We start from the raw sequence: 17,968 nt of genomic DNA on the forward strand, positions 1-17,968 counted from the left end.
TTCACAGTGCAAACCAGTACCTGTAACCGTTTCTTTACCTTTTGCCCGCCGGCGGGAAAGAAACGAGGAAAAATGAATGGAGTTTGAGGCATGACAGATGAACATTATTTAAAATTACTTGCAAAGAAGTATCCGAATGCGGAGGCGGCCGCCTCCGAGATCATCAATCTCCGGGCGATCATGAGCCTCCCAAAAGGCACCGAATACTTCTTCAGCGATCTGCATGGAGAGCATGAGTCCTTTCTATTTCAGCTGAAAAGCGCATCCGGAGTCGTTCGCAAAAAAGTAGACGAACTGTTTGAGCAGTCCATCTCGGAAGAGGAACGCACAGCGCTCGCCAAGCTGATCTATTATCCGGAGCCGGAGCTTGCGCGGGCCGCGCGCCGCGAATCCGGCTTTGACGACTGGTGCCGCATCACCATCTACCGGCTGGTGGAGGTCTGCAAGGAGGCCGGGTCCAAGTACACGCGTTCCAAAGTCCGCAAAAAACTGCCGGAAAATTTCGCTTACATCATCGACGAGCTCCTGCACGCCGACGGCGGAAAAAACAAGCCGCATTATTACAGTGAAATTATCAAATCGATCGTGCAGACCGGCATGAGCGTCGAATTCATCACCGCCTTATGCCACCTGATCCAGAAACTTCTGATCGACAGGCTGCACATTATCGGCGACATTTACGACCGCGGTCCCAGGCCCGATTCCATTATGGACGCACTCAGCGATTTTCACGATATCGACATCCAGTGGGGAAACCATGACATCTCCTGGATGGGTGCCGCCTCCGGGAACAAGGCTCTGATGGCAAACGTCATCCGCATCGGAATCCGGTACAATACGTTCGACCTCCTGGAAGACGGATACGGAATCAACCTGCGTCCTCTTTCCGCCTTCGCCGAGCGGGTTTATGGGAATGATCCCTGCGAATTTTTCGCTCCGCACATTCTGGACGAAAATCTGTACGATCCGGTCGACCTGCAGCTTGCCTCAAAAATGCACAAGGCAATCGCAATCATCCAGTTCAAGCTGGAGGGGCAGCTGATTGAAAAGCATCCGGAATACAAAATGGACGATCTTGTCCTGCTGCGCCGCATTGATTTTGAAAAAGGCACCGTAACGGTCAGGGGAAAAGTTTATCCCATGCGGGACAAATTATTTCCCACGGTCGACCCAAAAAATCCTCTGGAGCTGAGCAAGGAGGAAAAAGAGCTGATGAAGGCGATCGCCTATTCCTTCCGCCACAGCGAACGGCTTCAGAAGCATATCCGCTTCCTGTATTCGCACGGCAGCATGTATCTCAGCATCAACTCCAATTTGCTGTATCACGGCTGCATTCCGCTGAAGGAGGACGGCGAATTCGACGAGGTGCATCTCGGCGGCCGGGGCCGGAAAGGCCGCGAGCTTCTGGAATATCTCGACTCCGTGGCGAGGGAGGCGTATTTCGCCCCGGAAAGCACCCCGGAGCGCGAAAAGGCGAGGGACATGATGCTGTATCTTTGGTGCGGCGCCAAATCTCCGCTGTTCGGCAAAGACAGGATAACCACTTTTGAGCGGTATTTCATCGAGGCGCCGGAAACCCATAAGGAGAAAATGAATCCGTATTATCATTATATCGAGCAGCGTGAGCCATGCGAAAAAATCCTGCGGGAATTCGGCATGGATCCGTCGAAATCCCATATCATCAACGGCCATGTTCCGGTCAAACTGAAAGAGGGCGAAAGCCCTGTGAAGGGCCGGGGGCTCCTGTTTATGATCGACGGCGGAATTTCGAAGTCCTATCAGAAGCAGACCGGCATCGGGGGCTATACCTTCATCGCAAATTCCCGCTATCTGGCGCTTGCCGAGCATCAGCCCCTCAAACCGGGCAGCCTGTACGGGGAAGACTCCCCGAAAGTTATGGTTGTTGAAGCAATCAAGCAGCGCGTCACGGTAGCGGACACCGACACGGGAAAAGAGCTGGATTCGCAGATTCAGGAGCTTTCCGCTCTGTTGCAGTCCTACCGCAACGGCGCCATCAAGGAAAAATAGAGCAAAAGAAAAACAGGGACAGCGCTTTTGCTGTCCCTGTTTTGGTCCTACTGTTTTTCCTGCCCGTTCCGGCCAGGCACATCCGGCGCGAGAGGGAGGCGCACGGTAAACGTGCTTCCCTTCCCCACCTGGCTTTCCACTCCGACCTCGCCGCCATACAGCGCCGTAAGATGTTTTACAATGGAAAGGCCAAGGCCCGTGCCGCCTATTTCTCTGGACCGGCTGGCGTCGACCCGGTAAAACCGCTCGAAAAGCCTTGCAAAATGTTCCGGGGCAATGCCGATACCGGTGTCCCTGACACGGATCACCGCCGTTTTTCTCTGCCGCACGCCGATAATGTCCACACGGCCGTCCCGTCGATTATATTTAATCGCGTTCTCAATCAGATTTCCGAGCAGCTGTTCCAGCCTGGTCGGCGAGCAGGACACAACCAGGGACGGGTCCACCTGCATCTGAATGGCTATTCCCGATTTTTCAGCAATCGGTTTCAGCCTCGCAACGCAGTTCTCCGCCGCGCGGGCTACCGCGCATGGCCTGGCCGACGGGTCTTCTTTCGCATTTTCAATCTGTGACAGAACCAGCATATCGTCAATCAGATGCTGGAGCCGTTCCGCTTCGATATCCAGAACATCGTAGAAATAGCGTCTGGTCTTCTCGTCCCGGTCCGTGCTTTTCAGCAGCTCGATGCTTCCGCGGATCGAAGTGAGCGGGGTTTTCAGTTCGTGCGTGACGTTCGCCACGAACTCGCTTCTCAAACGTTCCAGTTTGCGGATTCTGGTCTCATCCGTGATGACGGCCAGCGCGGCGGCATCTTTCTGCCTCGGGATCGCCGCCGTATAGAGCGAATACTGTTTGCCGTTCTCCGCTTCAAGATCCAGCTTTTCCGAGCGGTCTCCTCTCAAAGCGGTTTTCATCCACTCTGCAATCCTGTTGATCAGCAGGCTTCCCTCCAGCTTTTGTCCGGCGGAAAGCGACGGGCTGCCCAGCAGACGGCCGGCGCTTTGATTCAGGAACAGGATCGTGCCGTTCCCGGAAACGGCAAGCACGCCGTCGTTCATCCCCTGCAGCACGCCTTCAAGCTGCTTCTGCTGACTGGTCAGCTGAGCGACCGCATTTTCCGTGCTTTCCGCCATGCGATTAAAAGACAGGGCCAGCTCCCCCACCTCATCGCGGAAATTGCCTTCCACCCGGCAGGAATAGTCTCCCCCGGATATCTGTCTCGCCGCAGACGACAGCTTCTGAAGCGGCTCCGTTACGCGGTAAACCACGTAGCCCGTAAGCGCGCAGACGACCGCGATGCCGAACAGCATGCTGAGAAGCGCCGTCGTCCACAGGCGCCTCAGCGCGGCGTCAAGCTCCGCCGTCGGCAGCGCCGCGCGCAGATAGAAATCCCCCGGAAGATAAACCGCCTCATAGTAATACCTCTGCTGGACGCTCGCGCTCATCCGGGTATCGTATCCTTTTCCGCTGCGCAGCGCCTGCTGGATCTCCGGCCGGGTCAGATGATTTTGGTTAATCTCTTCCTTCGCGCTGTCACCAATCACTTTTCCGGACGGATCGACAATACTGATCCGTATTTGCTGCCCTGACCGGGAAAGCTGCTTTCCAACATCCTCCGCGACAGATTTTGGGTCCTGTAAAATGGCTTCCCTGCGGGTTTGAAGAATTGCAAGGGCGGTGTCCAGCCGGTTGGTGAACTCCGTGCGATACTGCTCCTGCATTTTCACCCCCGCAATGGCAAATGCTACCGTAAACCCAATAATGACGATGACCGCGTTGACGGCAATCAATCTTTTTTTCAAAGTGCGGCCTCCCCTTTGTCATTCTTCGGAAAAGCGGTATCCGACTCCCCGGACGGTCTGAATACAGACCGGCGCGTCCGGGTCCTCCTCGATTTTCTGGCGAAGATAGCGCACATGAACGTCGACCGTTCTTGTGTCGCCGAAATATTCCACTCCCCAGACCTTGTCAAGGAGGGTGTCGCGGGTCATGACCCTGCCGCGGTTTTTCATCAGCATGACCAGAAGGTCGAATTCCTTCGCGGTCAGGTCGATCGTTTTTCCGCCGCGGGTAACCTGATGGCGCATCACATCCACCACCAGCGAACCATGGCGGAAAATTTCACCGTCCGGTTCTTCCCGCCGGCCGGAACGCCTTAAGACCGCCTTGACGCGCGCACAGAGCTCCTTGATGCTGAACGGCTTGACAATGTAGTCGTCAGCCCCGATTTCCAGTCCGAGCACGCGGTCGATTTCCTCTCCCCTCGCCGTCAGCATCAGGATCGGGATGGAATGCGTGTCTTCGCTTTCCCTGAGTGAACGGCAGACGGTCAGCCCGTCCGGCTGCGGCATCATCCAGTCCAGAATGATCGCATCCGGGCGCTTCTTCTTCACTTCGCTCAGCAAAGAGGTCCCGTCTGGAAATTCTTCCGTGTCGTATCCGCTGTCCTGCAGACCGATAGACACAATATTCCTGATATTCGGTTCATCGTCCGCAATATAGATCAGAGCCATATTTTCCTCCCGTCACAGATCGCCCTCATTTAAATCGGGATGGACTCCGGTTTCCATGAAGATAACCCACTCGGCGATGTTGGTCGCGTGATCCCCCATGCGCTCCGCATATTTTGAGATAAACAAAAGGTCCACCTCGCGCATGACGCTCTGCGGGTTCTCCGTGATGATTCCGCAAACCTCCAGAATGATTTTGGAAAACATGGAGTCGACCTCGTCGTCGCTTTTGCAGATTGCCCTGGCCTCGTCAACCTCCCGGCTCAAAAAGACATCCATCGAGCGGCGGAACATTTCTCTCGCCGTCTCCAGCATCTGAACAACATGAGCGGCGGCAAGGCTGTTCGTGTTCAGTTCGCCGACGGTGAGAATTTCGCAGATATCCGCGCACTGGTCGGCCTCTCTTTCGATATCAGTCAAAATTTTAAGGCAGGCGGCGATGATGCGAAGATCGCCGGCAATCGGCTGCTGCAGCGCAATCAGATCCATGCAGTTCTTTTCTATGCTGTGTTCCATCCGGTCGATTTCATTGTCTGAGCCGGCCACTTCCGCGGCAAGCTCCAAATCCATTTTCTTCAGCGAAACAATCGTCTGTTCAATTTTCCGGTCAACCGCATTCCCCATTTCCGTCATTTTGGAGATCAGGTTATTCAGTTCCCGGTCAAAAATTTTTCTGGGCATGGTTTTTCCTCCTTACAGTATAGCTGAAACCCGCGCAAAAGCAAGTCAGCCGAAGCGGCCCGTAATGTAGCGTTCCGTCCGCTCATCCTTCGGCTGGTTGAACATCAGGACTGTATCGGTAAATTCCACGACCTCGCCCAGCAGGAAAAATGCGGTTTTATCCGCGATTCTGGCCGCCTGCTGCATGTTGTGAGTGACGATGATCACCGTGTACTGTTTTCTGAGGTCATCCATCAGGTCCTCGATTTTCAAAGTTGAGATCGGGTCCAGCGCGCTGGTCGGCTCATCCATCAGGATGACTTCCGGCTCCACCGCCAGGGCCCTGGCAATACACAGACGCTGCTGCTGCCCTCCGGACAGGCCCAGCGCGGATTTTTTCAGGCGGTCCTTCACCTCGTCCCACAGAGCCGCGCTCCGCAGAGAGCGCTCCACAATCTCATCGAGCTGCTTTTTTGACCGGATGCCGTGAATCCGGGGACCATAGGCGATGTTGTCGTACAATGTCATCGGAAAGGGATTCGGGGTCTGAAAGACCATTCCAACCCTCTTCCTCAGCAATGTCACATCCATGTGCGGACTGTAAATGTCTTCCCCGTCAATCGCAACCAATCCTTCAATCCTGCAGTTCTCCACCAGATCATTCATCCGATTGATTGTTTTCAGGCACGTGGACTTGCCGCACCCGGAAGGGCCGATAAACGCGGTGACCTGATTTTTGGGAATTTCAATCGAAATATTTTTCAGAGCCTGAAATTCCCCATAATACAGATTGAGGTTTTTTAAAACCAATTTTGTTTCCGTTTGCATATTAATGATGTACCCTTTCTCCGGATATTTATTCCGCATCATCTATTTGGGGTAAACCCGGGCATAAAAGTTCATTTTTATTGTATTGGAACGATGTTAAATCCACGTTAAATCCAGATTAGGGTGATTTTAAATCGGCAGGCAAAGAGCCCGGACGCAATGCGTCCGGGCTCTTTTTATCTATTGCTGTTCCGATTCAGCACATTTGTCAAACAGATGACAGGCCACATAATGCCCCGGCGAAATTTCTTTCAGCTCCGGCGTGTCCTTGCGGCAGACATCCATCACCCGGCTGCACCTCGTGCAGAACCGGCAGCCGGAGGGGGGATCGATCGGACTGGGGACTTCACCCTGCAAAATGATCCGTTCCTTTTTCCTGGTCGGGTCGATCAGCGGAATGGCGGACAGCAGCGCCTGCGTATAGGGATGGAGCGCATTGGAATACAGCTCCTTTTCCGGCGCGATTTCCATCATCTTGCCCAGATACATCACGCCGACACGGTCGCTGATATGCTTCACCACGTTAAGCCCGTGCGCGATAAACAAATACGTCAGCCCGAATTCATCCTTCAGATCGTCCAGCAGGTTCAGCACCTGTGCCTGAATGGAAACATCCAACGCGGAAACAGGTTCGTCGCAGACAATCAGCTTTGGATTCGCGGCAAGCGCGCGGGCAATCCCGACGCGCTGACGCTGGCCCCCGGAAAATTCATAGGGGTAGCGGTTGCGCTGATGCTGCGCGAGGCCGACGCAGTTGAGTAATTCAACGACACGGTCTTCCACCTTGTTCTCCGGCAGCAAATGATTGATTCGGATCGGCTCCGCGATGATGTCTCCGATCGTCATTCTCGGATTCAGGGAGGCGTAGGGGTCTTGAAAAATCAACTGAATATCCTTGCAGTACTTTCTTCGCTCTTTTTCACTCAGAGCGGTCAGGTCCGTTCCCTCATAAAATATTTTTCCGGAACTCGGCTGATAGAGGTTCACCAGCATTTTTCCGAGCGTGGTTTTCCCGCAGCCGGACTCCCCGACAAGGCCGAACGCTTCCCCCTTGTTGATGGAGAAGGAAACATCCTCGACCGCTTTCAGAACGGAGACCGGTTTCCCGAAGAAGTTCGTTTCGACTGTAAACCTTTTTGACAAATGCTGAATATCCACCAAAGTTTCACTCATCGGTCATCCGCCTCCCTTGTGTTTTCCCCGTCATAGAGAAAGCATCGGACTTTATGCCCATCCACCGTTTTCAGTTCCGGCATCTCGCGCGTGCACCGTTCCATGCAGCGGTCGCAGCGGTCGGAAAACGGACAGCCCACCGGCATGTGCAGCGGATTCGGCACCATGCCCTTGATCATATACAGGCGTTCCCCGCTCTCGTCGTCAATTTTCGGAATGGAATTGAGAAGCCCAAGCGTATAGGGATGCATCGGCCTTGCAAACAGGCTCTTGACATCCGCCTCCTCCATGATCCGGCCGCAGTACATGACGATGACGCGGTCTGCCGCCTCGGAGACAACGCCGAGGTCGTGCGTAATCAGCAGGACGGCCATATTGAATTTCTCTCTCAATGAATAGAGCAGTTCCAATATCTGCGCCTGGATCGTCACGTCGAGCGCGGTGGTCGGCTCATCCGCAATCAGCAGCTCCGGGTTGCAGGACAGCGCCATGGCGATCATGACACGCTGGCGCATTCCGCCGCTCATCTGATGAGGGTAATCGTTGATCCTTTGTTCCGGCGAAGGGATTCCGACCGTTCTCAGCATTTCAACCGTCCGCGCAAGCGCTTCTTTTTTGGAAAGTTTCAGGTGGGTCATAATGCTTTCCATAATCTGGTCCTTGACCCGGTAAACCGGGTTCAGGGACGTCATCGGTTCCTGAAAGATCATGGAAATCTGATCGCCCCGGATTTTCCGGAGTTCCTTTTCGCTCTTTTTCAGGAGGTCCTCGCCCTTATACAGGATTTCTCCGCCTACCACCCTGCCCGGTTCCTGCAGCAGTCCCATAATGGAAAGAGAGGTCACGCTTTTGCCGGAGCCGGATTCGCCGACGATCGCGAGAATTTCTCCTTTGTCAATTCCAAAGCTGACGTCGTCGACGGCGTGTACGATCCCTTTCTTTAGTTTAAAATCCGTCTTCAGATGTTTTACTTCAAGCAACATGATTTCGCACCGCCTTATCTTATTCTGGACTTTGGATCGAGCGCATCGCGAAGTCCGTCGCCGAACAGGTTAAAAGCCAGAACGGTGATGGTGATCGCCACACCGGGAAAGATCAGCGTGTAAGGAGCGGAAAAGATAAACCCGCGCGCCCTGCCCAGCATATCGCCCCATTCCGCATAGGGCGGCTGGACGCCGAGCCCCAGGAATCCAAGCGCGGCCGTGTCCAGAATGGCGGACGAGATCCCCAGCGTCGCACGAACCACGATGGAGGAGACGATGTTGGGAAGGATATGCTTAAAGATGATCCTGTAATCATTATTTCCGATGACGCGCGCCGCCTGCACATAATCGTTTTCCTTCGCCGAAAGGATGCTCCCGCGGATAATCCGCGCGTATTCAGGAATTGAAACGAGGCCGATCGCGATGATTGCCTTGTCAATCCCTTTGCCGAGAGCGGCCATAAAGGCAATGGCGAGCAGAATGGACGGAATCGCCAGCATCATATCCATGACGCGCATGATGATTGTATCCGTCTTTCCGCCCCGGTATCCGGCGATGGAGCCGAAAACAACCCCGATCGTCATGGAGATCGCCACCGCCGCGATTCCGACAAACAGTGAAATTTTCGTCCCGTCGAGCACCCTGCTGAAAATATCCCTGCCGAGCTGATCGGTTCCGAACCAGTGCTGGCCGTTCGGCGCGATAAAGCTCTGAGACATATCCGAGGAATTGGGATCATACGGAAGGATCTGCATCCCCATCAGCTCGCTGACCCAGACAACCAGCGCGACAATCGAAAGAAGCAGGATCAGATACATTCCGGCGACCGCCGCTTTATTGGCTCTCAAAGCCTCCCACATCGCTTTGACCTGCGATTCCGGCTTATCCGTATCCTTCGCAGCCTGTACTGTGTTTTTGACTTCTTCTACCTGGCTCATACAGGCTAGACCTCCCTTTTCGCGTATTTGATCCGGGGATCAAGGAACGCATAGATAATATCCACCGCAAGGTTGACCAGAACATAGACAACCGCGACCAGCAAAACCACGCCCTGAACGACAGGAAAATCGGATTTCAAGATGCAGTTGACGGTATAAGCCCCGATTCCCGGCCAGGAAAAAACGGTTTCCGTCAGCACGGCGCCGCCCAGAAGGCTGCCGAACTGAAGGCCGATCACGGTCACGATCGGAATCAGCGCATTGCGGAGCGCATGCTTGTGGATCACTTTCCGATTGGAAATTCCCTTCGCCCTGGCGGTCCGGATATAATCCTGATCCAGGCTTTCCAGCATGCTGGAGCGAGTCATCCTCGTGATGATAGCCATGGAGTACATGCCGAGCGCAAGCGCCGGCAAAACCAGATGGCGAAGCGAATCCGCCAACGCCTGCGTATTTCCGGAAGCAATTGAATCGATCAGATAAAAGCCCGTCATCGCGGGCGGCTGATAGAGAGGATTCAGCCTCCCCGTTGAAGGCAGCCAGTGCAGCGTGCCGGAAAACAGAATGATCAACAGGATGCCCAGCCAGAAAATCGGCATGGAAACGCCGATCAGAGCCAGGACTCTTCCTCCGTTGTCAAAAATAGAATTCTTTTTTACCGCGGAGACAACCCCAAGCAGGATTCCGATGACGGAAGCAAAAATAATCGCCGCAATCGCCAGTTCAATCGTTGCGGGGAAACGCGAGAAAATCTCCTGGGTAACCGGGGCCTTTGTATAATAGGAAGTTCCGAGATTCCCCGTCAGCGCATCCTTGATGTAATTGACATACTGCAGCCAAACCGGATCGTTCAGTCCGTTGGCCTGCCTCCAGGCCTGCATGGACTCCTGCGTTGCATGCTCCCCCAGGACAATCGGCGCAGGATCGGGAGAAAACACGCGCATAATCAGAAATACGATGATGGAAACGCCGATCAGAACCGGTATCAGCATCAATATCCTCTTGATGATATATTTGATCATTTGCATCAGCCTTTCCGCCTTAGGCACTCGATTTTAAACAGCAGCCCGCTGTTTAAAATCGAACGCCCTGCGGCTTTTGACAGAATCAATCTTTTTTTGCGCTAATAACAATCTTTGCCGGACACCGCCGCGCGGTGCCCGGCTTTTGACTGAATTGATTAATCTTTGGAGACGCCGGCCAGCGGAACGACACCGGTCACATGATAATAGAAGTCATGGACATCCGGACGGTAAGCGCAAAGATTCTGGGAATGGGAAATCGTCAGCCAGGGATTTTCTTCGGCCGCAATTTTTTCAAGCTGGGTGTAAATGGCATTTCGGGAATCGCCCTCCGGCGCGGCAAGGCCCTGTGCGATCAGTTTGTTGAACTCCGGATTCTTATAACGCGCCACATTCTGACTGGGATCGTCCACGGACAGCAGGCTCATGAAGTTGTCCGGGTCGCCGTTGTCTCCGGTCCAGCCGTAGAAGCAGATATCGTAGTCGCCTTCGGTCGCCTTCGACTTATAGGTGGTCCAGTCATAAGAATCGATCTTGCAGGTGACTCCGACCTTGGTGAGATATCCCTGAATCGCTTCCGCAAGCGCCTGGCCGTTCGCCGTGTTGTACGGTCTCGGGTTCGTATAGGTGATCATATGTACCTGAGTCAGTCCGGCAGCCTGCAGCGCCGCTTTCGCAGCATCCGGATCGTAAGAGGTCTGCGTAACGCTCTTGTCATAGCCATCGATAAAAGTCGGAAGGATCGAAGTGGCCGGGTCGGAATATCCCTGGTACAGGCTCTTGACCAGTTCCGGAACATTGACCGCCTGCGAGATCGCCTTGCGGAGCTTCGCGTCGTTGAACGGCGCCTTGCTGGTGTTGTAAGCCATATAGTTGGTCGTCATGCCTTTGGCCTGAAATAGCTTGTTGCCCGCGCTTTCAATCTGATTGACAACCGTCGCGTCAATCCCGTCGATCATGTCCGCTTCGCCGTTGTTCAGAGCCACGACGCGCGCGGAGTTGTCTGCAATGAATTTAAAGACAACGTTCTTGGTCTTCGCCTTGTCGCCCCAATAGCTGTCATCGCGGACCAAAACGACATCCTCGCCTTTATCCCAGCGGACAAACTTGTAGGGTCCCGTGCCGCAGGGAGCCTGGTTGACGTTATTGTTGTTGTCCTTCAGAGCCTTCGGGCTCACGACGGGGGCACCGAACACCATGGCCAGATTTTTCAGGAGCGGCGTGCAGGCGGCTTTCAGCGTGATTTTAACGGTGTTTTCATCTACCGCCTCGGCGCTTTTCACGGAACCGTAAACAAACGAAGCGTAAGACATGTCGCTTGTCACCTTCGGCGGAAGCTGGCGCTCGATGTTATAGACAACCGCATCCGCGTTAAAGTCGGTGCCGTCCTGGAACTTTACGCCCTCCTGCAGCTTGAAGGTGTAGGTAAGTCCGTCGCCGCTGACCTCCCAGCTTTTTGCAAGGCAAGGCTCTACCTTTGTGGAATCCTTGTCATATTTTAGCAAACCCTCGTAGATATTGCACGTAATTTTCGCCGATTCTCCATCGTCGACAAGCGCCGGGTCCAGGCCTCTCGGCTCAGCGCCCTGAGCATAGGTAAGAGTATCGCTCGCTTCGGATTTCTGACTGGAGGCAGCCCCCGACGCAGAACCGGACGCCGCGGAGCCGGAACCGGACCCATTTCCGGCGCATCCTGCAAGAGACGAGAATGCAATTGCACCGGCAAGCACAATTGGAATCCACTTGTTCATTTTCTTCAATTTCATAACACTCCCAACATTTTTCAAATTTTACTATGAACAGAAGGCGTTTGACCTATTTCCCTGTCAAACGCCTTCTTCCAATGAATTTTATTTTATCATGTTCCATTTATCCATTCAATAGTAAACATTTAAAAATCCTCAAAAATGGAGAAAAAATATTTTCCTCCTTCGTATGCTGCATTACAGAAAATAAATATTGCATCTCATGGTAAAACGGCGAATAAGAATCATATGAAAAAGCCGCAGGAAAAAAAGTTTAAAAATCGCTTGAATTTATCCAGAATAAGTTATAGCATAGTTTTGATGAATAATTGATATAATAAGTGATTATCACAAAAAAAGCATACAGTATTTATTGATTTATATAAAAGAATCTTTATTTTAAAAAGCTTTTTTGTTTTATATTGACAGTTTTGTACAAAACATGTAAAATGACTTCTTGGGAGTTTAAAACGATGACCCCCGATTCACTTTAATATTGATTACAAGAGTAGCATTGGACACATACTTCTTTTCACAAAATGGAAAACGCCTTCAGAAATCTGAAGGCGTTTTCCGTTTTTATTGTTATAAATCAAACGTCCAGAATTTTCAGGAATGATTTATTACTTTGGATTAATACTATTTATGGATGTTAGCACTTGCAAAAAATCCGCGAGACAGATTTTACTTGATAAAGCATTCTATTTAGAACAAATATTCGGTTGACATAATTTCCCTAAAGTGCTAAATTGAAATAGATAATTAGCACTCACCTATTGTTAACTGCTAAAATGCAGTTTATTCTTGTAAGCCATGGGGAGAGAAATAAGGAATTATGAGTAACTTTGAGACAAGGCTGAAAAACAACGACAACACGTACAAGGAGCTGTTTCTGCGCTATCCAAATAATCCGATTTTGACCGCGAAGGACTGGCCGTATGCGGTCAACAGCGTGTTCAACCCCGCGGCAACCGTATTCAACAACAAAATTCTGCTGCTCGCAAGAGTGGAGGACCGCAGGGGATTTTCCCATTTTACCAAAGCCGTCAGTGACGACGGCGTAACAAACTGGCAGATCGACAAATGCCCCACGCTGGAGGCAAATCCGGACTATCCGGAGGAGGCCTGGGGAATTGAGGACCCGCGCATCACCAGAATTGACGAGATGAACCGCTGGGCCGTGGTTTATACTTCCTTTTCGCGCTCCGGCCCGACGGTTTCCCTGGCCCTGACCAAAGATTTCGTCAACTTTGAAAAAACGGGCTCCATCATGCCTCCGGAAGATAAGGACGCCGCATTGTTTCCCAGAAAGTTCAAAAACAAATGGCTGTTGATTCACCGTCCGATCGGGACGCACATCGGAAGCGTCTCCAGGCTTGGGCCGGGCGCGCACATCTGGGTCTCGTGCTCCGGCGACCTGAAATATTGGGGCGACCACAGCATCCTGATCAACGCCCGAAACGGCGGCTGGTGGGATGCGAACAAAGTCGGCCTCTGCGCCCAGCCTCTGGAAACCTCGGAGGGCTGGCTGATCCTTTACCATGGAGTAAGGCGTACCGCCTCCGGTTCCATCTACCGGCTGGGCCTCGCCCTGCTCGACCTTGAAAATCCCTGGAAAGTGCTTCACCGGGGGGACGAATGGATTTTTGGGCCGGAGGAAAGCTACGAGCGCGAGGGCGACGTCCGCGATGTCGTCTTTCCGTGCGGCTGGGTAATGGATAAAGCATCCGGCAAAGTGAAGATGTATTACGGCTGCGCGGATACCTGCATCGCCCTTGCCAGCGCATCCATCAGCGATTTGCTGGAATATATCAGAAGCTGCCCGGAACCGAAAGAACTTGAGTGATCTGCGGCCGGGAAAAATAAAAACCTAACGAAGGAGGAATTTATATGAAAGCACTGTTTTTGGCGGGAGGAAAAGGCACGCGCCTCAGGCCCCTTACGGATCATCTTCCGAAGCCGATGGTGCCTGTCATGGGCCGTCCGCTGCTGGAGCGCAGCCTGGAGGACCTTCGGAAATGCGGAGTCAGCGAGGTTGTGTTCAGCACATGCTACCGTGCCGACGATATCCAAAAATATTTTTCCGCAAACGAGGGGCGCGGCATGACGATTAAATACGTCTGTGAGGATATCCCCTTGGGCACCGGCGGAGCAATCAAGAACTGCGCAGGCTATTTCGACGATACGTTCCTGATTTTCAACTCCGACATTGTAAGCAATCTCGACTTAGGGGCTCTGATCCGTTTCCATAAATCAAAACACGCGGATGTGACAATCGCCGTAACGCGGGTCCCGAACCCGTCCAGTTACGGGGTAATTGAATATGACGAATTCGGTTTTGCAACTTCATTTACGGAAAAACCGAAGCCGGGAGAAGAAAAATCCGATTTTATCAACGCCGGCATCTATGTTTTTGAGCCGAAAGTCCTGGATCTGATCCCTTCCAGGAGAGTCGTTTCCATCGAAAAGGAAATTTTCCCTGCCCTCTTGCAGAACGGCTATAAAATTGCGGTATACCGGGGAGGGACCTATTGGATCGACATTGGAACACCCGAAAAATATATGCAGGTCCATTCCGATATCTTCAGCGGCCTGTGCAGGGTCCCGGAAAATAACTTCAGGGCGAATAAAGTGTTTGGCCGCGGAAAAACTGAGATTCATGGAACCTCAAAAGTGATCGGCCCCGTATGGTTTGGAGAAAATGTGCGGATCGGAGCCAACGTAACCATAGGTCCGAACGTCGTGGTGGGCGACGGCTTTGAAAGCGGAAGGGGATGTGTGATCACCGACAGTATTCTCTGGAACGACGTATCGATCGGCAGCGGAGTCAGCATTTCCAAATCGGTCGTCACGGCCGGGTGTCATATTGGAAGCGGAATCCAGTGCGCGAACACCATCTATTCGCAGGAGAGCAAACGGCATCTGGTGATCTGAGCCGCCGTTACTCACAAAAGAAAGGATTGTACAAATTGAACCAAGAAAAGAAAATCAACATCCTGTTTCTAAGCACCTATCCGCCCAGAGCCTGCGGAATCGCCACTTTCACACAGGATTTGATCTGCGAACTGGAAAAAACCGGCCGCGTCAACGCCGCGGTGGCGGCGGTCAGCGATTCGGAATATTCCTATCCCCCAAAAGTGCGGTTTACAATTGAACAGCAGAATGAAGACGCTTATGCCGAAGCCGCGGAGAAAATCAACAGCTCCGGCTTCGATCTTTTAATGGTGGAACACGAATATGGGATCTTTGGGGGCAAATGGGGCAGTTACCTTCTGAATCTTACCAGCCGCCTGAAAATTCCTTATTTTGTCACGCTGCACACGGTGCTGCCCAGTCCAGGCGAACAGCAGCGGGAAATCATGAGGGATGTGGCTTCGGGAAGCCGGAAAATCATCACCATGGCGGGCAATACCGTAGATATCCTGAAAAGCGTCTATCAGATCGACCGGGCAAAAATCGAAGTGGTTCACCACGGGGTTCCTGAATATCCGGCCGCCGAACGGGATACTTTGAAAAAGGAACTGGGACTGACCGGCCGTTTTATCGTCAGCACCTTCGGTCTGATCAGCCCTGGAAAAGGGCTGGAATACGGGATTGAAGCAATTGCAAGAGTGGCAAAAAAGCACCCTGAGATCCTTTATCTGATTCTCGGCCAGACGCATCCTGTGATCAAGCGGAAGGACGGTGAAAAATACCGCGAGAAGCTGGAACGGACCGTGAAAAATTTCGGACTTGAGGAAAAAGTCCGTTTCGTCAACCGCTATTTGAAAATCGAAGAAATCATCCGGTATCTTCAGCTGTCGGACGTCTATATGACTCCCTACCTGGGCAAAGACCAGGCCGTCAGCGGAACTCTGGCCTACGCGGCCGGATATGGCCGCGTCATCATATCAACGCCTTACCTGTACGCCCAGGAAATGCTTTCCGGCGGCAGAGGGCTTCTGGCTGATTTCCGCAGTCCCGCGGCGCTGGCGGAGCAAATCGAAGAGGTGATGAACCACCCGGAGGAACAGGAGGAAATGGAAAAGCGCACGCTCGAACTCGGAAAAACAATGTATTGGGGGCAGGTTGCCCACAATTATCTCCGCATTTTTCAAACCGAACTGCAAAACGGAAAGGAACCGCAGGAATGAATGGAATGATCGACGACCGGCATGTATTCCGCATGACCGACGACACCGGTATGTTTCAGCACGCCGTATGCGGAGTACCTGACCCAACGGAAGGCTACACTCTGGACGACAACGCGCGCGCGCTGATTATGGCGGCCCTGCTCTATCAGAGATCACCGGAAAAAAAGTACGAAGACCTTCTTTACCGCTACACTTCTTTTCTTCTCTATGCCCAAAAGCGGGGCTGGTTCCGCAACTTCATGGGATATGACCGAAGATTTCTGGAAAAGCGCGGCTCGGAGGATTCCTTCGGCCGCTGCATCTGTTCTCTCGGATACGCCGCGGCCTGCGCGGAACTTCCCGATTCAATCGGCCAGACAGCCAAAAAGCTGCTGCTTAAAACGTACCAAAGCTGTTCCAGCCTGTCTTTTCTGAAGGGAAAAGCGTATGCGCTGACAGGGCTGCTGCTGTGGGGGGACCCCGCGGGGCTGCCGGGAACTGAAATGTTGACAGAATCCATCGTCGATACATATGCGCAGTGCCGCAGAGAGGATTGGCGATGGTTCGAGGAGCAGATGACGTACTGCAGCGGCATCCTCCCCCTTTCCCTGCTGTTTGCCTACCAAAGGACCCGCCGGAAGCAAACCCTCCGCGTCGCGCTGGAAAGTCTGGACTTTCTGCTGTCCGTTACCATCCGGGACGGCATTTTCCGCCCGATCGGATGCAAAGGCTGGTATCCCAAGGGAGGAACTCCCGCCGAATTCGACGGGCAGCCCGTGGAGGCCTGCTGCACGATGATGGCCTGCCTGGCCGCACACAGGTTGACGGGCAGCATAAAATACCGGGATTCCGCAGCCAATTGTTACCGCTGGTACCTGGGTGACAATTCCCTGCGATTGCCGATGATCGACCCCGAAACCGGGGGCTGCCGCGACGGGCTCACGAAGAATGGCGTCAACCGCAACGAAGGGGCGGAAAGTATCGTCTGCTGGCTGATTGCGGCACTGATGGCGGAGCGGGAAAAATTGACGGAAGAATCGTCCGAAGAGCCGTACTCAAAACAGGCGAAACTTATTACGGAATAGAATTTTGAAGAAAGGCCGGAAAAGAATCTTTCAGATCCCCTTCCGGTCTTTCTTTATGCCTTTGCTCCGCGCCGTCCCTTTTCACGGACAAAGATCAGACGGACATGGCCGTCTTTGCTGCGGCTGCATCGGATCTCAAACACTTTTAAAGAGTTGATAAACGGCGTCAGTTTTTTGAACCCGTAATTGCGCACGTCGAAATCCGGATAACGCTTGTTCAGGATATTGCCCACATCCCCAAGCGCGGCCCAGCCGTCATCGTCGGATGTTTCGTCCACGATGGTCCGTATGGTATTCCGTACCTCGTCCAGCGACGTGTGGTCCACTCCGCTGACTTCCGCCGGCACCACCGAAGTCTGGTCATCCGGCAGATTCGGCGCCTGCGCAAGGATCTCAAGATATTTGAATTTGTTGCATGCGGCAATAAAAGCGTTTGGGGTCTTCTTTTCTCCCATTCCGACCACATACATTCCCGATTCCCTTAATCTGGCAGCAAGGCGGGTAAAGTCGCTGTCGCTCGACACGATGCAGAAGCCCTCGATGTTGCCGGCGTATAAAAGATCCATCGCATCGATGATCATCGCCGAATCGGTGGCGTTTTTCCCCGTGGTGTACCCATACTGCTGGATCGGCGTGATGGAATTGTCCAGAAGGACATTTTTCCAGGAACTCATTGTCGGCTTGGTCCAATCCCCGTAAATCCTCTTAATGGTCGCAACTCCGTCGTTCGATATTTCATCCAAAATGAATTTAACATATTTCTCGGAGACATTGTCCGCGTCAATCAAAACCGCGAATCGCTTTTCTTCAGCCATATATTCACCTCAACTATCAGTTCTTTCTATTGTACCAAAATCCACGGGTTCCGTCCAGACCTTTCGCAA

15 protein-coding genes are annotated in these 17,968 nt (G+C 52.8%); 5 read left to right on the top strand and 10 right to left on the bottom strand.

Features of this window, described 5'->3' with window-relative positions; translation table 11 throughout:
- The first annotated feature begins 90 nt into the window (after nt 1–90).
- Nucleotides 91–2,028 carry a fructose-1,6-bisphosphatase gene (locus tag EQM14_RS09675; RefSeq protein WP_128742737.1) on the top strand — a complete coding sequence of 646 codons (1,938 nt, stop codon included), beginning with the start codon at nt 91–93 and terminating at the stop codon, nt 2,026–2,028.
- A gap of 47 nt (nt 2,029–2,075) precedes the next feature.
- Here EQM14_RS09675 and EQM14_RS09680 read toward each other — a convergent pair whose 3' ends face one another.
- From EQM14_RS09680 to EQM14_RS09720, 9 genes are all read right to left on the bottom strand, one after another.
- Nucleotides 2,076–3,830: a HAMP domain-containing sensor histidine kinase gene (locus tag EQM14_RS09680; protein WP_243112489.1), complete on the bottom strand. Its 1,755-nt coding sequence runs from the start codon at nt 3,828–3,830 to the stop codon at nt 2,076–2,078.
- 18 nt (nt 3,831–3,848) lie between these two features.
- Complete coding sequence (locus EQM14_RS09685; RefSeq protein WP_128742738.1) at nt 3,849–4,541, bottom strand: response regulator transcription factor; 693 nt, start codon at nt 4,539–4,541, stop codon at nt 3,849–3,851.
- Nucleotides 4,542–4,553: 12 nt separating this feature from the next.
- Nucleotides 4,554–5,219 carry a phosphate signaling complex protein PhoU gene (gene phoU / locus EQM14_RS09690; protein WP_128742739.1) on the bottom strand — a complete coding sequence of 222 codons (666 nt, stop codon included), beginning with the start codon at nt 5,217–5,219 and terminating at the stop codon, nt 4,554–4,556.
- 45 nt (nt 5,220–5,264) lie between these two features.
- Nucleotides 5,265–6,026, bottom strand: coding sequence for a phosphate ABC transporter ATP-binding protein PstB (gene pstB / locus EQM14_RS09695; protein WP_128742740.1), 762 nt, complete (start codon nt 6,024–6,026; stop codon nt 5,265–5,267).
- Nucleotides 6,027–6,206: 180 nt separating this feature from the next.
- Entirely contained in the window at nt 6,207–7,199 is a 993-nt protein-coding gene (locus EQM14_RS09700; RefSeq protein ID WP_128742741.1) for an ABC transporter ATP-binding protein, read from the bottom strand.
- Nucleotides 7,196–8,182 carry an ABC transporter ATP-binding protein gene (locus EQM14_RS09705; protein ID WP_128742742.1) on the bottom strand — a complete coding sequence of 329 codons (987 nt, stop codon included), beginning with the start codon at nt 8,180–8,182 and terminating at the stop codon, nt 7,196–7,198. The genes EQM14_RS09700 and EQM14_RS09705 overlap by 4 nt, the downstream gene beginning before the upstream one ends.
- Before the next feature lie 14 nt (nt 8,183–8,196).
- Nucleotides 8,197–9,120 (bottom strand): ABC transporter permease, encoded by a 924-nt coding sequence (locus EQM14_RS09710; protein WP_128742743.1) that lies wholly within the window; start codon nt 9,118–9,120, stop codon nt 8,197–8,199.
- Between the two features lie 5 nt (nt 9,121–9,125).
- On the bottom strand, nt 9,126–10,142 hold the full coding sequence (locus EQM14_RS09715) for an ABC transporter permease (RefSeq protein ID WP_128744299.1): 1,017 nt from the start codon (nt 10,140–10,142) through the stop codon (nt 9,126–9,128).
- A 158-nt stretch (nt 10,143–10,300) separates the two neighbouring features.
- The gene (locus EQM14_RS09720) at nt 10,301–11,902 is read right to left on the bottom strand and encodes an ABC transporter substrate-binding protein (RefSeq protein WP_442861459.1); all 1,602 of its coding nucleotides are present in this window, start codon (nt 11,900–11,902) and stop codon (nt 10,301–10,303) included.
- Nucleotides 11,903–12,722: 820 nt separating this feature from the next.
- Between EQM14_RS09720 and EQM14_RS09725 the strand changes: the two genes are divergently transcribed.
- From EQM14_RS09725 to EQM14_RS09740, 4 genes are read left to right on the top strand one after another with little or no spacing between them, the layout of a single operon-like run.
- Nucleotides 12,723–13,733, top strand: a complete 1,011-nt coding sequence (locus EQM14_RS09725; protein WP_128742744.1) for a glycosidase — start codon at nt 12,723–12,725, stop codon at nt 13,731–13,733.
- A 44-nt stretch (nt 13,734–13,777) separates the two neighbouring features.
- Nucleotides 13,778–14,821, top strand: a complete 1,044-nt coding sequence (locus EQM14_RS09730) for a nucleotidyltransferase family protein (RefSeq protein WP_128742745.1) — start codon at nt 13,778–13,780, stop codon at nt 14,819–14,821.
- Nucleotides 14,822–14,856: 35 nt separating this feature from the next.
- Nucleotides 14,857–16,020 (top strand): glycosyltransferase family 4 protein, encoded by a 1,164-nt coding sequence (locus tag EQM14_RS09735; protein ID WP_128742746.1) that lies wholly within the window; start codon nt 14,857–14,859, stop codon nt 16,018–16,020.
- Complete coding sequence (locus EQM14_RS09740; protein ID WP_205703161.1) at nt 16,017–17,084, top strand: glycosyltransferase; 1,068 nt, start codon at nt 16,017–16,019, stop codon at nt 17,082–17,084. The genes EQM14_RS09735 and EQM14_RS09740 overlap by 4 nt, the downstream gene beginning before the upstream one ends.
- A 53-nt stretch (nt 17,085–17,137) precedes the next feature.
- Here EQM14_RS09740 and EQM14_RS09745 read toward each other — a convergent pair whose 3' ends face one another.
- On the bottom strand, nt 17,138–17,899 hold the full coding sequence (locus EQM14_RS09745; protein WP_128742747.1) for an NYN domain-containing protein: 762 nt from the start codon (nt 17,897–17,899) through the stop codon (nt 17,138–17,140).
- Nucleotides 17,900–17,968: the final 69 nt, after the last annotated feature.

It is taken from the genome of Caproiciproducens sp. NJN-50 (genome assembly GCF_004103755.1).
GTDB lineage: Bacteria > Bacillota > Clostridia > Oscillospirales > Acutalibacteraceae > Caproicibacter.